Source organism: Sphingobacterium sp. WOUb80 (genome assembly GCF_050058145.1).
Classification (GTDB): domain Bacteria; phylum Bacteroidota; class Bacteroidia; order Sphingobacteriales; family Sphingobacteriaceae; genus Sphingobacterium.
The window spans coordinates 829431-845071 of the sequence record NZ_CP165617.1; the positions used below are offsets into that span (position 1 = coordinate 829431).

At 41.1% G+C, this 15641-nt stretch carries 12 protein-coding genes and 1 pseudogene; 7 read left to right on the plus strand and 6 right to left on the minus strand.

What is annotated here, in order from left to right; genetic code table 11:
* Positions 1-20: 20 nt before the first annotated feature.
* Positions 21-851 (minus strand): AraC family transcriptional regulator, encoded by an 831-nt coding sequence (locus AB1Z56_RS03240; protein ID WP_309361528.1) that lies wholly within the window; start codon positions 849-851, stop codon positions 21-23.
* 108 nt (positions 852-959) lie between these two features.
* On the opposite strand from AB1Z56_RS03240, the gene AB1Z56_RS03245 reads away from it, so the two are divergent.
* Both AB1Z56_RS03245 and AB1Z56_RS03250 read left to right on the plus strand, forming a co-directional pair.
* Entirely contained in the window at positions 960-1874 is a 915-nt protein-coding gene (locus AB1Z56_RS03245) for an AEC family transporter (RefSeq protein ID WP_313265876.1), read from the plus strand.
* Between the two features lie 197 nt (positions 1875-2071).
* Positions 2072-2518 (plus strand): DoxX family protein, encoded by a 447-nt coding sequence (locus AB1Z56_RS03250; RefSeq protein WP_309361524.1) that lies wholly within the window; start codon positions 2072-2074, stop codon positions 2516-2518.
* Positions 2519-2557: 39 nt separating this feature from the next.
* Here AB1Z56_RS03250 and purL read toward each other — a convergent pair whose 3' ends face one another.
* The gene (gene purL / locus AB1Z56_RS03255; protein WP_426791063.1) at positions 2558-6289 is read right to left on the minus strand and encodes a phosphoribosylformylglycinamidine synthase; all 3732 of its coding nucleotides are present in this window, start codon (positions 6287-6289) and stop codon (positions 2558-2560) included.
* A 512-nt stretch (positions 6290-6801) separates the two neighbouring features.
* On the opposite strand from purL, the gene pheT reads away from it, so the two are divergent.
* The 4 genes from pheT to rny all read left to right on the plus strand — a co-directional run bounded on the left by pheT (position 6802) and on the right by rny (position 11791).
* Positions 6802-9198 (plus strand): phenylalanine--tRNA ligase subunit beta, encoded by a 2397-nt coding sequence (gene pheT, locus AB1Z56_RS03260; RefSeq protein WP_313265872.1) that lies wholly within the window; start codon positions 6802-6804, stop codon positions 9196-9198.
* 40 nt (positions 9199-9238) lie between these two features.
* The gene (locus AB1Z56_RS03265) at positions 9239-9544 is read left to right on the plus strand and encodes a hypothetical protein (RefSeq protein WP_046675830.1); all 306 of its coding nucleotides are present in this window, start codon (positions 9239-9241) and stop codon (positions 9542-9544) included.
* A 54-nt stretch (positions 9545-9598) separates the two neighbouring features.
* Positions 9599-9889 carry a cell division protein ZapA gene (locus AB1Z56_RS03270; protein ID WP_046675831.1) on the plus strand — a complete coding sequence of 97 codons (291 nt, stop codon included), beginning with the start codon at positions 9599-9601 and terminating at the stop codon, positions 9887-9889.
* Positions 9890-10237: 348 nt separating this feature from the next.
* A complete protein-coding gene (rny, locus tag AB1Z56_RS03275) occupies positions 10238-11791 on the plus strand; it encodes a ribonuclease Y (protein ID WP_088161054.1) in 1554 nt (517 codons plus the stop codon).
* 57 nt (positions 11792-11848) lie between these two features.
* Here the strand turns inward: rny and AB1Z56_RS03280 are convergent, their stop codons facing one another.
* Both AB1Z56_RS03280 and AB1Z56_RS03285 read right to left on the minus strand, forming a co-directional pair.
* A complete protein-coding gene (locus AB1Z56_RS03280; RefSeq protein WP_426792379.1) occupies positions 11849-12007 on the minus strand; it encodes an HAD hydrolase-like protein in 159 nt (52 codons plus the stop codon).
* Positions 12002-12498, minus strand: a pseudogene (locus AB1Z56_RS03285) (HAD hydrolase-like protein); the annotation flags it as partial. The gene AB1Z56_RS03280 and the pseudogene AB1Z56_RS03285, both read right to left, overlap by 6 nt.
* Positions 12499-12637: 139 nt before the next feature.
* Here AB1Z56_RS03285 and AB1Z56_RS03290 point away from each other — a divergent pair.
* Positions 12638-13165, plus strand: coding sequence for a hypothetical protein (locus tag AB1Z56_RS03290; RefSeq protein ID WP_426791064.1), 528 nt, complete (start codon positions 12638-12640; stop codon positions 13163-13165).
* 111 nt (positions 13166-13276) lie between these two features.
* Here the strand turns inward: AB1Z56_RS03290 and AB1Z56_RS03295 are convergent, their stop codons facing one another.
* Entirely contained in the window at positions 13277-14602 is a 1326-nt protein-coding gene (locus tag AB1Z56_RS03295; RefSeq protein ID WP_426791065.1) for an ABC transporter permease, read from the minus strand.
* Entirely contained in the window at positions 14595-15530 is a 936-nt protein-coding gene (locus AB1Z56_RS03300) for an ABC transporter ATP-binding protein (RefSeq protein WP_426791066.1), read from the minus strand. The genes AB1Z56_RS03295 and AB1Z56_RS03300 overlap by 8 nt, the downstream gene beginning before the upstream one ends.
* Between the last annotated feature and the right edge of the window lie 111 nt (positions 15531-15641).

Genomic DNA, 15641 nt, shown 5'->3' on the forward strand with positions numbered 1-15641 from the left:
CCTTTGTTTGGGAACAATGGCTATTTATTTAGGCTTTTCCGGTAGCTAAGTGGACTAAAACCTTTCACACGTTTATAAAAATGGGAGAGGTGGCTTTCATCAATAAATCCCAGTTCTGCCGCAATTTGTTTCAAGGTGTAGTCTTTGGACTTGATTCTGTTTTCGATCAGTTCGATGCGATAGGTATTGATGTAGGCCCTTAAACTTGTCCCGAAGTTTTTTTTAAAGTAGATACCAAAGTAGGATGGGGCGATGTTGAATTTTTGTGCAAGTGTTTTGACCTGAAGCAAATCGGGCGTAAAAATATGCTGATGGATATAAGCAGAAATGGAACGGTCGATGAAAAGCTCCTGATACTGAGGGGACCGCTGTATTTCTGATATTTCTTTATAGAGCCCAAATATCGCGACAAGCTGGTCAAACAGCCATTCGGAACTTTGGCTAATTGCGGTGGCGGCATACAATCGGATTGCTTCCATAAGATGTGAATACATGAGGCGATAATGCTCGTCCATCACCAATTTGCGTTCTTTAAGCGCTCTATCATTCATCAATTCCATGATCCAGGCATAGAGCTTTTGGTTTCGTTTATTCTGGAGGAAGTAGTTGTCCGTAAATAGAATAAATAGAAAATGTGTTTTTTCTGCGATTTTAAAATAGTGCCTGTCGGCAGGGCTGATCAAAAAAACATCCCCACGTTCATAATCCAGTTCAAATTTGTTGATCACGTGACTCCCTTTACCGGAGCGTATATACACAAGTTCATAATAATTCTGCTCATGCGGCGGCAAATGAAAGTTGTCCTCAATAAATTCACTGATCAATAAAGGCTCAAACTGTTTTTTTCGCATGGCAATTCAATCTATTTATGGTTAAATGTACATAAAAATAATGTATTTGTACATGTTTTTACCTCGCGTTCTATTGCACTTTTGTGTCGGATAAAATGGTAAGAAAACATGGTTAATTTTATAATGATAGCATTTTGTATCGCAGCAGGAATGCTGTTGCGGAGAACAAATTTAATTCATTCCGAAGCGCACAAAGGAATCAATACCTGGATTCTCTATTTTGCCTTGCCGGCGGTGTCTTTCAAATATATTCCGAAGATCGTATGGTCTTCTGAGCTCCTGTTCCCGGTGTTTTCTGCGATCTTAGTTTGGGCAGGTAGTTGGTTATTTATGGAATTATACTGTAAACGCAAAAACTATAAGCAACGTTCACGAAGCAGTTTGGAGCTGGCGGCAGGATACAGTAACACTTCTTTTATCGGTTTCCCGCTGATTATTGCTTATTTTGGTGAGGCGCAGCTGCCCATTGCGATTATCTGTGATCAGACCACATTTGTGCTGCTTTCTACTGCAGGAATTATCAATGCACTCAAAGCTAATGTACATGAAGGTGAGACAATTGATGTGACATTTATGCTTCGAAAGCTGATTAGCTTTCCTCCTTTAATCGGCTGCACAGCCGCATTGCTGCTATCTCGATTTGTCGACCTTTCGGTTGCCGAGCCTTTTTTCGATAAGCTCGTTGCTACAGTGGGACCCTTGGCGCTGTTCTCTATTGGTCTGCAGCTTAAGTTCGATGGCTGGAGACAGCAAGCATCGCAAATCAGTACAGCGATGACCTATAAGCTGATTTTGGCACCGCTGCTTGTCTGCATGTTTGCTTTATTGCTGGGGGTAAAGGGATCGGTTGCAAGGATCAGCATTTTTGAAGCAGCTATGCCAACCTTGGTAACTTCAGGTATTATTGCCGAACAATATCATTTGAATACGAAACTGGTCAATCTGGTCATCGGCTTTAGTATTGTTGTGGGGCTACTGACAACCGCGTTTTGGGATTTTGTTATTCGACTTTTTTTCTCCTAACCTACGGTTTCGTTGATTGATTTTAAAAAGAGTGTGGGCGCTCATTTGCCAATGAGGTTACCTTAGCCGAAGTATGGCGTAGGAGGGTGGCTATGTATTCTCTTCGTAACATTTTGATAGTGAATCATCTCTTGTGAACAACTTTTTTACTTTTCAACTGTTATTAGCTTATAACCATCTATAAAAGGAGGTATATTATGAACCTGATACACAAAATTGAACATTGGGGAGATGCACATCATCCGCAATGGATTGATTACCTCAGAATTGCACTTGGGGTAGTTATTTTTGCCAAAGGTGTAAGTTTCGTAAACGACAGGGATGTTGTTCAGCACATGATTGAGCAGAGCAGTTTCCACCTGTCATCGTGGGGTGCTGTGCACTATGTGGTTTTTACCCATTTAGTCGGTGGACTGTTTCTTATTTTAGGTTTTCAAACCCGTTTGGCTTCGCTGCTATTATTTCCAGTGCTGGTCGGAGCTGTATTTTTTGTTAATATCACCAACGGGTTTAGTTATTTGAATTCCGAATTGTGGCTTTCTATAGTCGTATGCTGTTTGTTGATCTTCTTTATGGTCATGGGCTCTGGAAAATATTCTCTTGACCAGATGATGAACAAACCTGGATATAAACGGGATATTTAAAAAAAAACTCCTTCATATATGAAGGAGTTTTTTCTTTTTTTATTTGCTTTGGTTGTCAATCCATTGGCGCGCATTAACGAATGCCTCTATCCAAGGAGAGACTTCGTCTTGACGGCCTTTAGGATAGTTTGCCCAATGCCATTGGAAAACAGAGCGTTCAATATGTGGCATGGTTGCCAAGTGGCGTCCAGTTTTGTCACATACCATCGCTGTATTATAGTCTGAACCATTTGGATTGTGCGGATATTGTTCATATGCATACTTCGCAACAATATTGTATTGCTCTTCAGCATACGGAAGATTGAATTTTCCTTCACCATGTGAGATCCAAACACCCAATGTACTTCCCGCCAGTGTCGATAACATGATGGAATTGTTTTCCTGAACTTTTACAGATACAAAGTTTGACTCGTGTTTTCCGGAAGTATTGTGTAGCATTTTTCCGTGAACTTCATGTTCTGGGTTAATCATTTCAAGTTCCATGAATAACTGGCAACCGTTACAGATACCGACCGAAAGTGTGTCTGGACGGGCAAAGAAATCAGTTAGCGCTTTCTTCGCTTTTTCGTTGTAAAGGAAAGCACCGGCCCATCCTTTTGCCGAACCCAATACATCTGAGTTGGAGAAACCACCGACAGCACCGATAAATTGAATATCTTCCAACGTTTCACGGCCAGATATCAAATCAGTCATGTGTACATCTTTCACGTCAAATCCTGCCAAGAACATGGCATTTGCCATTTCGCGTTCGGAGTTGGAACCCTTCTCACGAAGGATTGCAGCTTTCGGACGAGCTTTAGTTCCGTCAATATGCGGTTTCTTACCATCAAATTGACTCGGGAAAGTAAAGGCTAGCGGTTGATTTTTATAATTATCGAAACGTTGTTGTGCTGTTCCATTTTTAGATTGCTTTGAATCCAAAAGGAATGATGTTGTAGACCATACATCACGTGTTGCTGCGACATCAAAGCTGAATACCGCTTCTTGATTTTTAATCGTTACCGTATTACCTTCGGTCACCTGACCAATTTTAACCGCGTCCACAGCAGCTGCCTTGACAATTGCTTCAAAAGCAGCGTCGTCTTTCGCCTGCAGGACAAGTGCAATATTCTCATTAAAGAAGGCTTTTACGCTATCCGATTCATTTAATGCTGAAAGGTCATAGTTGGCGCCAAGATTAACATCGGCAAAGGTCATTTCCAATAAGGTGGTAATTAAGCCCCCCGATCCGACGTCATGACCAGCTTCGATCTGTCCTTCGTTAATTAATTGCTGTACCGTATTGAATGCTGTTTTGAAATAAGCAGCATCTTGAATGGTCGGTACTTCAGTACCTAATTTATTGATGATTTGCGCAAATGACGAACCGCCTAATTTGAACTGATCTTTTGATAAGTTGATGTAATAGATCGATCCGGCCTTTTTGTTCAGCACAGGTTCTACCACTTTTGTGATATCCGTACAATTTCCTGCGGCAGAAATGATCAATGTGCCTGGGGCAATGACGTTTTCGCCGTTTGGATATTTTTGCTTCATCGACAAAGAATCTTTTCCCGTTGGGATATTGATTCCCAATGCAATGGCAAAATCCGAGCAGGCTTTAACAGCTTGGTATAAGCGCGCATCTTCTCCCTCATTATTGGCCGCCCACATCCAGTTGGCCGATAGGGAGATTCCTGCAAGGCCATTTTTGATTGGCGCAAATACGATGTTGGAAAGCGATTCGGCAATAGCCGTTCTACTTGCCGCCGCCGGATCCACCAAGGCAGCAACAGGGGAGTGACCTATTGTTGTCGCAATACCTTCTTTACCTTTATAGTCAAGAGCCATAACACCGACGTTGTTCAACGCCAATTGCAATGGACCTGCACATTGTTGTTTGGCAACACGGCCACCAACACAACGGTCTACTTTATTGGTTAACCAATCTTTCGAAGCAACAGCTTCCAGTTGTAATACTTGGTTTAAGTAGTTTGGAATGTCGGCTGCATCATAAGCAAGATCAGCATAATTGCGAACGACGGTTTTATCGCGCATGAAAGTTTTTGGCGATGAACCAAAGAAATCTTCAAGGGCGTAATCCATTGGTTTTTCACCTGTACTTTTCGATTCGAAAGTAAAGCGGTGGTCACCAGTGACATCACCTACAGTGTACATTGGTGCACGTTCGCGATCTGCAACACGTCTTAATATATCAATATCATCTTCAGCGATCACAAGCCCCATACGTTCTTGCGATTCATTACCGATAATTTCTTTTGCCGATAATGTAGGATCTCCTACAGGAAGTGCATCCAGGTCAATTAAACCTCCCGTCTCTTCAACAAGTTCAGATAAACAGTTTAAGTGGCCACCTGCACCATGATCATGGATAGAGACAATTGGGTTATGATCGGACTCTACTAAACCACGAACAGCATTCGCTGCACGTTTTTGCATTTCGGGATTGGAACGTTGAATCGCATTAAGCTCAATTCCAGAGCCAAATGCTCCTGTATCTGCAGAAGATACTGCAGCTCCACCCATTCCGATGCGGTAATTTTCACCACCTAGGATAACAACTTTATCTCCAGTTTTTGGCGTATGTTTTTTTGCTTGATCTAATTTTCCATAACCTACACCACCAGCTTGCATAATGACTTTATCGTAGCCAAGTTTACGGCCGTCCTCTTCATGCTCGAAGGTCAGTACAGATCCTGTAATCAAAGGCTGACCAAATTTATTGCCGAAGTCCGAAGCACCATTGGAAGCTTTGATCAGAATGTCTACAGGTGTTTGGTACAACCATTGACGCTCCTGCACTGCATTTTCCCATGGACGTGTTTTGTTTAGGTCTTTTGCTGGTTCGGTCACTGTTCCTGACTGGAGGTTCAGTTTGTTTTGTTCCAATCGGGAATAAGCCGTCATATAGACAGCTGTACCAGCCAAAGGAATTGCTCCCTGGCCACCAGCCATACGGTCACGAATCTCACCGCCAGATCCAGTTGCTGCTCCAGAAAAAGGTTCAACAGTCGTTGGGAAATTGTGTGTTTCTGCTTTTACAGATAAGACAGAATCAAATGATTTCTCTTCGTAAAAATCAGGCTTGTCTGCAGATTTTGGTGCAAATTGTGTCACACGAGGGCCTTTAATAAAGGCAACGTTATCTTTATAGGCTGAAACAATCTCGTTGGGATTGGTTTCAGAAGTTTTTTTGATTAATTTAAATAGGGAAGTAGGTTGTTCTTCGCCATCAATGATAAAGGTACCATTGAAAATTTTGTGTCTACAGTGTTCAGAATTAGCCTGCGAAAAAGCAAACACTTCAGAGTCTGTCAACAGACGGCCCAATTTGGTCGATAGGTTATTGAGATAGTCGACTTCTTCTGGATTTAGTGCCAGCCCTTCAGATTTATTGTAAGCATCGATGTCTTCGATTTCCAATATCGGTTCAGGTGTGATGTTGACAGTATACATGTCCTGTGTCAACATACTGAACTTTTGCGAAATCATTGGATCGAAGTCATTGAAATCTGCTGGTACCGGTTGAAATTCTTCGATGCGAACAATTCCTTGGATACCCATATTTTGTGTGATTTCTACAGCGTTGGTACTCCAAGGAGTGACCATCGCTGCGCGGGGTCCTACAAAGTAATGGTTAAGGTTTTGGTCGTCAAGTTTTTTGGCGTTGCCGAATAGCCAGTTGAGTTTAGTAATGTCTTCTTGTGATAAAGAGTTTACGCTTTGAACACCATATACAGTGTTCGATGGGTTCTCAAAGAAATGAATCATTATAAGTGTTTGTTTTGAACGTTCTTCAAATTTAAAGCACAAAGTTACATATTTATTTTGATGGAAATGCTTGAATTTTCATTAAAAAATAGGCTCAGGTTGCGTTTACTGGAAAAGGCCAAAATTGCTGTTTTGTGTAAATAAGTGTAAAGTTGTGTTAATTCATGTAAATAAAAGTTATAATTAATATTTGCATTCGTTTCGTTCGGGGAAAGACCCTACATTCGCAGCATTCATCACCTATGAATAACTAGAATTATCCTTGGGATGGGGTTTATGAACTCCTTCATACGATCTCTTCCTTCGGTATGAATCTAGGGCCCAGATAGCTAACTTGTTCCTATCTTATCAACTTTTTCAAAAAAGATAAAATCGCTTGCTGCCTAGCTTAATGAGGTCTTTTGAGGAGCCTACCTACTGCATTAAATTCAGACTAACTGTTGATGAAGGGTAAATTGACGTTGGATATAAACTCAAATTTATCTAAGTTTGTGCATCAAATCAAATTCGAGATGAATATTTCATATAATTGGTTAAAACAACACGTTAATATAGATTCGACTCCAGAAGAACTCTCTTTGATTCTGACAAATACAGGATTGGAAGTAGAGGCTTTGGACGTTGTACAGAGTATCCCAGGTGGATTAGATGGCTTGGTCGTTGGTGAAGTGAAAACTTGTGAACAACACCCGAATGCAGATAAATTGAGAGTAACTACCGTTGATGTAGGCGGTCCGGAGCTCTTACATATCGTATGTGGCGCACCAAATTGCCGTACAGGTTTAAAGGTCATTGTTGCCACTGTTGGTACAACTTGTCATCCGATGTCAGGAGAGCCTTTTAAAATCACAAAATCTAAAATCCGTGGCGAGGTTTCCGAAGGTATGTTATGTGGCGAAGACGAAATTGGTTTGGGTACTTCACATGCCGGTATTGTTGAGTTGCCGGCCGATGTTGCGGTAGGTACACTGGTTAAAGATCATTATAATATTCAGGATGATTACCGTTACGAGATCGGTTTAACCCCTAATCGTGCGGATGCAGCTTCCCATTTAGGCGTTGCAAGGGATATTGCGGCACATTCTCGCACACAGCTGCTGAAAGCAGATGTTTCGGCATTCAAAGCAGGTGCGGCCGAGGGAACAGCTGTGGTTGTCGACAATGCGCAGGCGAGTCCTCGTTACAGCGGTATTAATATCAGTGGCGTTCAGGTTGCTGAATCTCCAGACTGGTTAAAAGAAAAATTAAATGTGATCGGCGTTCGTCCGATCAATAATATAGTAGACGTTACGAATTACATTTTACATGATTTAGGACAGCCGCTTCATGCTTTTGATGCCGATAAAATTGCTGGAAATAAAGTCCTTGTTCGTCTTGCGACTGAGGGTGAGAAATTTGTTACCCTGGATGGGGTAGAGCGTACCTTGTCTGCAGAGGACTTGGTGATTGCCGACGCTGAAAAACCGATGTGTATTGCGGGTGTTTTTGGTGGTGCATTTTCCGGTGTTTCTGCAGAAACAACAAATGTATTTTTGGAATCGGCTTATTTCAATGCTGTTTCGGTTCGTAAAACCTCCAAAAGACATGGACTAAAAACTGACGCATCTTTCCGTTTCGAACGTGGTACTGATCCTAATATGACGGTTGAAGCGCTAAAACGTGCGGCTTTATTGATTCAGGAAATCGCTGGTGGAACTATTTCATCGACTTTAAAAGATGAATATCCTGTCGAGATCAAACCATTTTCATTTCATGTAAGTTATGCAAATGTGGTTCGTCTCATCGGACAGGCTATTCCAAATGACGAAATCAAATCGATTATCGTAGCCTTGGGGATTGAAGTTGCTGCCGAAACCGAAGCGGGACTTGATGTTTTGGTGCCAGCTTATCGCGTAGATGTCACACGTGAAGTGGATGTTGTTGAAGAGGTATTGCGGATTTATGGTTACAACAATATCGAGTTGAAATCACAAATTAAAGCCTCTTTAAATACGGTTGAGAAACCGGAGAAGGAAGTCGTTCTAAATCAATTGGCGGATCTGCTAATTGCCAATGGATTTCGTGAAATCTTATCCAATTCATTAACGAAACTGGATTATGCTGATGAACCTGAAACAGCAGTAAAGCTGTTTAATCCATTGAGTTCCGATTTGGATACAATGCGTCAAAACATGGTGTTTTCTGTTTTGAACGCGGTTGAATATAATCAGAAAAGAAGAAATTTCGATCTCAAGTTCTTTGAATTTGGGAAGACTTATGCATTGGACGGAGAAGGATATAAAGAGACGCAGCATCTTGTTTTTGCATTGACAGGAAAAAATGAGCCGGAGCAATGGAACAACAAGAAAGAAGGTGTTAGTTTCTATCATCTAAAAGCGGCAGTGGACACCCTTGTCAAGCGTTTGAAAATCGAAGGAATCCAAATCCAGGATGCTTCGAACAAGCATTTTGCTTATGGTTTATCCTATATGAAAGGGCAAAAATGCCTGGTTTCTTTCGGTGCTGTTGCTGATGCCGATCTGAAAAAGGCAGATGTAGAAGGTCAGGTTTTCTTTGCAGACTTCGATTGGGATGTTTTGATGAAAATTATTCGCAAAAATAGCATCCAATATAAAGAAGTGTCCAAATTCCCTGCTGTACGTCGAGATCTATCACTTTTGATCGACGAAAATGTGAGCTTTGACAAGCTGCAATTTATTGCGCAAAAGACCGAACGTAAGCTTCTGAAGGAGGTAAATGTGTTTGATGTCTATAAAGGTGATAAAATTCCGGCGGGGAAAAAGTCTTATGCTCTGAGCTTTATCTTGCAGGACGAAGAAAAAACACTTACGGATAAGCAAATTGATGCGATAGTTCAAAAATTAATTGTTAATTTTGAGAAGGAACTAGGCGCAGAAGTGCGCGGTTAATTAGAGAAACAACATTAATTGGTAATATTCAATTTATAATATGGCAACATTGTCTTCACAAATGAATCTAATCGTTGAGAAAACGAAAAATTTAATTCAATTGTGCGAAGTCTTGCAAGAAGAAAATGATTTGCTTAAATTAGAGGTACAATCCTTAAAAGTAGCTTTCGATGCGAGCAACGATAAGAGCAAGCAATTGGAAGAGAAGGTCAAAGCACTGGCTGTAGCCCGTACGTTAGATTCTGAAACGGATAAGGAAGCAATTAATGAAAAAATACTTGACACAAAACAAAAAATTAACGATTTTGTGCGAGAAATAGACAAGTGTATTAGTTTGTTGAAGTAGTTGGAATACGTGTTATCGGATTGAAACTAATACAACGTTAAAAAGCTCAAAGAAATGGGAGAGATTTCCATAAAAATAAATATCGCAGATCGTGTCTATCCCCTGAGGGTGGAGAGCGCGGAAGAAGAAGTAATTCGGCATGCTGCGAAATTGATAAATGAAAAAGTAAAGGAATTGCAGGAAAACTATACTGTGAGAGATAAGCAGGATTTGTTGTCCATGTGTGTATTGCAATTTGCGACGCGTATGCTAAATGCAGAGCGGCAATCCCAGAACCACGAAGTGGGGCTGGAAAATTCAGTACAGGAACTTGATCAGTTGTTGACGGATTTCTTTAAAAAATAAATTTACGTTCTTTATATTTAGAGCTTAAACGACGAATTTGCCGCAATTAAATTCGGGTTGTCACTATTTTAAACTTAACGCTTCAATATTACAGGCGCAAAAAGATATAGGCCATTTTGCGAAAGCCATCTGGGTCATAATCTAAGCCTAATTATGTAATCACGAAGTTTAATAATACATGAGACCTGTTTAAATTTAATTGCGGTTTTTTTTTGTCATGAAGCCTTGATCATGAGCCGGGAGGCTCCGTTGCAGTTTGAAGAGAAACTGCGGAATAGGGCCGATTGATTTATACTGGAATTTAAAATAATTAATAAAAACAAACATACATAATACAATTATACATACATGGACATCGCAATTTATAGCATAATTTCTCTGATTGTTGGTGTTGTTATAGGTCGTTATCTATTGGTTCTGTTATTTAAAAAACAAGAACAGGAAGCCAAGGATAAGGTAAATAGCATACTGAAAGATGCAGAGCAGGAAGGGGAACACATTAAAAAGAAACGCCTGTTAGAGGCCAAAGAAAAGTTCCTTCAATTAAAATCTGAACACGAAAAGGAAGTCAATCAACGTAATAATACCATCAACCAAAAGGAAAATACGTTAAGACAAAAAGAACAGTCAATTAACCAAAAGCTGGAAAACATCAATCGCGATAAGCAAGATGTGGATACGAAGAAAAAACAGCTGGATAAATTAGTTGAATTGAATGAAAAGAAATCCGAAGAAGTAGAAACGCTCAAATTACAACAGATTAAACAATTGGAGAGCATCGCTGGCGTTACTGCTGACGAGGCGAAAAACCAGCTGGTGGATTCTTTGCGTGAAGAAGCACGCTCACAAGCGATGATTCAAATCAAGGATATCGTGGATGAGGCGAAATTGACAGCAACAAAAGAAGCAAAGAAAGTTGTTATCCAGACAATTCAGCGTACAGCAACGGAATCTGCCATCGAAAATACGGTTTCTATTTTCAATATTGAAAATGACGAGATCAAAGGTCGTATTATTGGTCGTGAAGGTCGTAATATCCGTGCTCTTGAAGCTGCAACTGGTGTGGAGATTATCGTAGATGATACGCCGGAGGCTATTATCTTATCTGGTTTTGATCCTGTTCGTCGTGAGATTGCCCGCTTGGCTTTACACCGTTTGGTAACAGATGGACGTATCCACCCGGCACGTATTGAAGAGGTTGTTGCTAAGACGCGGACGCAAATAGAGGATGAAATCGTTGAAATTGGTGAACGTACCGCGATCGATTTGGGAATACATGGCTTACACCCTGAATTGATTCGTATGGTAGGTCGTATGCGTTACCGTTCGTCTTATGGACAAAATCTTTTACAACACTCGCGTGAGGTTGCTAATTTTGCTGCTACAATGGCTGCAGAGCTAGGCCTGAATGTTAAACACGCAAAACGTGCTGGATTACTGCATGATATTGGAAAAGTGCCTGACGATAACCCAGAATTGCCACACGCCATCTTAGGTATGCAGCTTGCTGAAAAATATAAGGAACATCCGGATGTATGTAATGCCATCGGAGCTCACCACGATGAGATCGAGATGACCGCTTTAATATCTCCGGTCGTTCAAGCCTGTGACGCCATTTCTGGTGCACGTCCAGGTGCACGCCGTGAGGTTGTAGAAAGTTATATCAAACGTCTGAAAGAGTTAGAAGATTTGGCGCTATCTTATCCTGGCGTTGAAAAAACCTTTGCGATACAAGCTGGACGTGAGCTTCGTGTGATCGTGGAAAGCGAAAAAGTATCTGATGCGCAATCAGAAATATTGGCCGCTGATATCTCCAACCGTATCCAAACGGAAATGACTTATCCGGGACAAATTAAAGTTACTGTAATCCGCGAGACAAGATCTGTGTCTTACGCGAAATAGATCTATCGAGGTCAACAATAATAAAAAAGCTCCAATCTGCTGATTGGAGCTTTTTTATTATTCGAAAAATTCAATTAAATCTGCTACGCTATGCAATAAATAGGTGGGCGATTCCCCTTCGAGTTCCGTTCGGTTGCCATAGCCATACAGAACTCCTATTGCATCCATTCCCGTTTCTCGAGCGCCAATTAAGTCATGTTTACGATCGCCGACCATGATGCAGTTTTGGGGATCCGTCAGCCCGGTGTTTTCCATGACATACTGGATGACACTGGTTTTTGTCGGTCTGGAATCATCCAAAGCACTTCCGCCTGCAAAATCAAAATATTGATCGATTGCAAAATGACTCAATATTTTTTTTGCGAATATTTCAGGTTTCGATGTGGCTAGGTAGATGTGGTAATCTCTTGATTTTAGTTGTTCCAAAAGTTCGGGTACTCGATCAAACAGTATATTCTCATATAATCCCACTGTCGAAAAGCGTTCCCGATATTTTTCGACACAGGTGATTGCTTCGTTTTCCTCAAAGCCAAAAGTATGCATAAAAAATCTTTGAGCGGTGGACCGATCAAAGCTTTGAGACTGTTTAGGTCTGCTGTCTGGATTCCTTTCGATTCCAGTGCATAAGCAATACATTTGGTGATACCTTCTGCAGGGTCAGTGAGTGTTCCGTCAAGATCGAATAAGATATGTTTATAAGACTTCATGCTGCAATATTACGGAATAGTATAGGAGTAAGCGAGTCTGTGAAGCTTGAAAGTATATAATGACTTGCGGCAGACTAAAAAATAGCAAATTATTCCCTCGGAGGAGCGAGGCATGTCCAATATTTGTTAAATTTGCCGAATGAAACAAAAGAAGAAAGTTCCAGAAGCTGAACCTCTGCGTCCCGTAGATAAATATTTTGCAGAATTGGATGCTAATTTTCAAGATCCAGCCAACCGTGTTATTCAGGCCATCTTTTTGCCGTTATTATTTTTTGGTATTATGGGCTGTATCTGGATGATCCCTTTTCCTCAATTTGAATTCTTGGTCAAACTCAATTGGCATACTTTTCTGAACTGGGGTTCTTTCTTCATTGCCGTTGTTATCTACTATTATTTAAAGCTTTCAGCAACCTTATCTTATGCGATTTTATTCTCTATCGGGGGCATGAGTTATTTTATCGTGCAGCTGGAATATGCGCAAAAAAATGGTGGCCCTGCTGTAATCTGGGTGTGTTTGGCTATTGCATTAGTATCCATCATCATACTGTTTTTGGGTAAGGGAAAGGAAAAAAGGAAAGTTACGGGGCAGCAATTCCTGCAATTTTTGATGGTGGGACCGATATGGTTATGGCATTTTGTCTTTAAAAAATTGAAATTACGCTATTAACTGTGCCGTATTGATGGTCAGCGGCCTATGTAGGACGAGATCTTCCGATACGTAATATATGCATTTAAAAAAAAGCCCGAACTGCTCGCAATTCGGGCTTTTTTGATCATCTCAACCTTTGTAGTTAAACCATTTGATAATTTCTTTAAGGCTTGCTTTTTTTCCGTAGATCAGGATACCGACACGGTAGATACGTGCTGCGACCCAAGTGATCAATAGGAAGGTTAATATAAGTAAGGTTAAGGACGTCAATATCTGCCATAACGGTACCCCAAAAGGTATCCTGACCAGCATCGCAATAGGCGAGGTGAACGGAATAAAGCTCAGCCAAGTCGCAATCGGACCATTCGGGTCATTGATAATGACACCGAAAGAAAGGATATAGGTCAAGAGCAAAGGCATCGTAATGGGCATTGAAAATTGATTGGCCTCTGTCTCATTGTCGACGGCTGAACCCGCCGCAGCGAAAATCGCGCTATAAAGCAGGTATCCGGCGATAAAAAATAGAAAGAAGAAGATGATGACTTCTGTGAAGTTAAAGCTCTGTATCGAAGAAAGAATAGAAGCCGAATCGTTCTGAGCGACTGCTTTCGATACGGTACTCATATTGGCTGCCCCGGGCTGGCTTGCGGCAACCTCCTGCATATCTTGGGGGTTGACAAACGATATCGTCGCTGTGATAAAGAGGCCGCCCGTAAGTATCAGCCACATGACAAATTGCGTGAGCCCGACCATGCCAATTCCCACAATTTTACCCATCATAAGCTGAAAGGGTTTGACCGAGGAGATGATAACTTCGATGATCCGATTGCTTTTTTCTTCTATAATGCCACGCATTACCTGCGCTCCATAGAGGAATAGCGAGAGGTATACCAAGATCGCAAGAGCAACACCTAGACCCATTGCGATGGCTGTATTGCTGTTTTTTTCTTCCCCGTCTGCTGTTATTTCCTTGGCATCGATGGTGACTTTGGGTTTAATGGACTGGATGATCTGAAGGTCGATTCCCTTGGATTTATATTCCTTTTCACGGATGATTTCCTCTAGCTGTCCGCTGATGATCTCCTGGATGACAAAACTTGTTTTTCCACTGGTAATGAGTTCGGCTTTTTGGGCGGAGAGTATATCTTTGGGGATGTACAGAATCGACTGTTTTCCTTCGCTTTGGCTGAGCTTGGCTTTCTGTGCCTGCAGGTCTAATTTGCTTACGGTGTAGCTTACATTTTTATTGCTTTGGAGTTTTCCGGCAAAGTCCCCCTGATTATCGATAACAAATACCTCGGTGTGGGCATCCTTAAAGCTTTTCTTTGTCAGGTAAAACATGCCAGCATACAGCGCAAAAAAGAATAGGGGCACAGCAAAGGTCATGACAATAAAAGATTTTTTCTTGACCCGGGACAGGTACTCCCTTTGAATGATAAGTAATATTTTATGCATGGTTTTGAGATAGAGGTGAGACTTGAGTAACTTTCTGAATGAAGATATCTGACATGGAAGGAACGATCTCGATCAATTGATTGAGCTGTATTTTCGGCAGGAAATGTATTAATACATCATTGATATGAACATTGTTATTTAGCTGAATTGTAGTGATGTATGTGTTTTCAGACTTAGTTGACTCCAATACCTTAAACAGGGTATCTTCAGAGAGAAGAAAATTATCTTCGTTAGCGATATATTCCAACTTATAGGTCTGATTGCGGTATTCCTTTTTAATTGCTTTTACCGAACCATCTAATATTTTTTTTGATCGGTTGATGAGTGCGATGTTGTCGCAAAGTTCTTCAACAGTCTCCATGCGATGGGTAGAAAAGATAATCGTTGCACCTTCCTGGTTCAATCGGAGAATTTGTTCTTTGATGATATTGGCATTGACGGGGTCGAATCCAGAAAAAGGTTCATCCAGGATAATTAACTGTGGCTGGTGAATGACTGTAGCCACAAACTGTACTTTCTGTTGCATCCCTTTACTGAGATCTTCTATTTTCTTGTCCCACCAGGATAAAATATCGAGGCGTTCGCACCAATCGTGGATGCGCAGCAGAGCTTCTTTCTTGGAAAGTCCTTTAAGCTGGGCGAGATAGAGCATCTGGTCACCGATTTTCATTTTCTTATATAAGCCCCGTTCCTCGGGTAAATAGCCAATCTGTGAAATATGCTGTGGCCCCAAAGTTTCGCCATTAAACAAGATTTCACCGGAATCTGGCGCCGTAATTTGGTTGATAATTCGGATCAGGGATGTTTTACCAGCTCCGTTTGGTCCCAATAGGCCAAAAATCTTTCCTTTTGGAATCTGAATGGAAACATCGTCCAATGCACGGTGATTGGCGTAATCCTTGGTGACATGATTGATTTCGAGTAACATCTGTTTTTAAGGTTTAATTAAATTATTCTTTGAGTGTGCCGCATTAGGCGTTGCTCTCCTCAAAAAATGACTGTTTTTTTAGTATTAGTATGAAATACGAACGGATTGTTA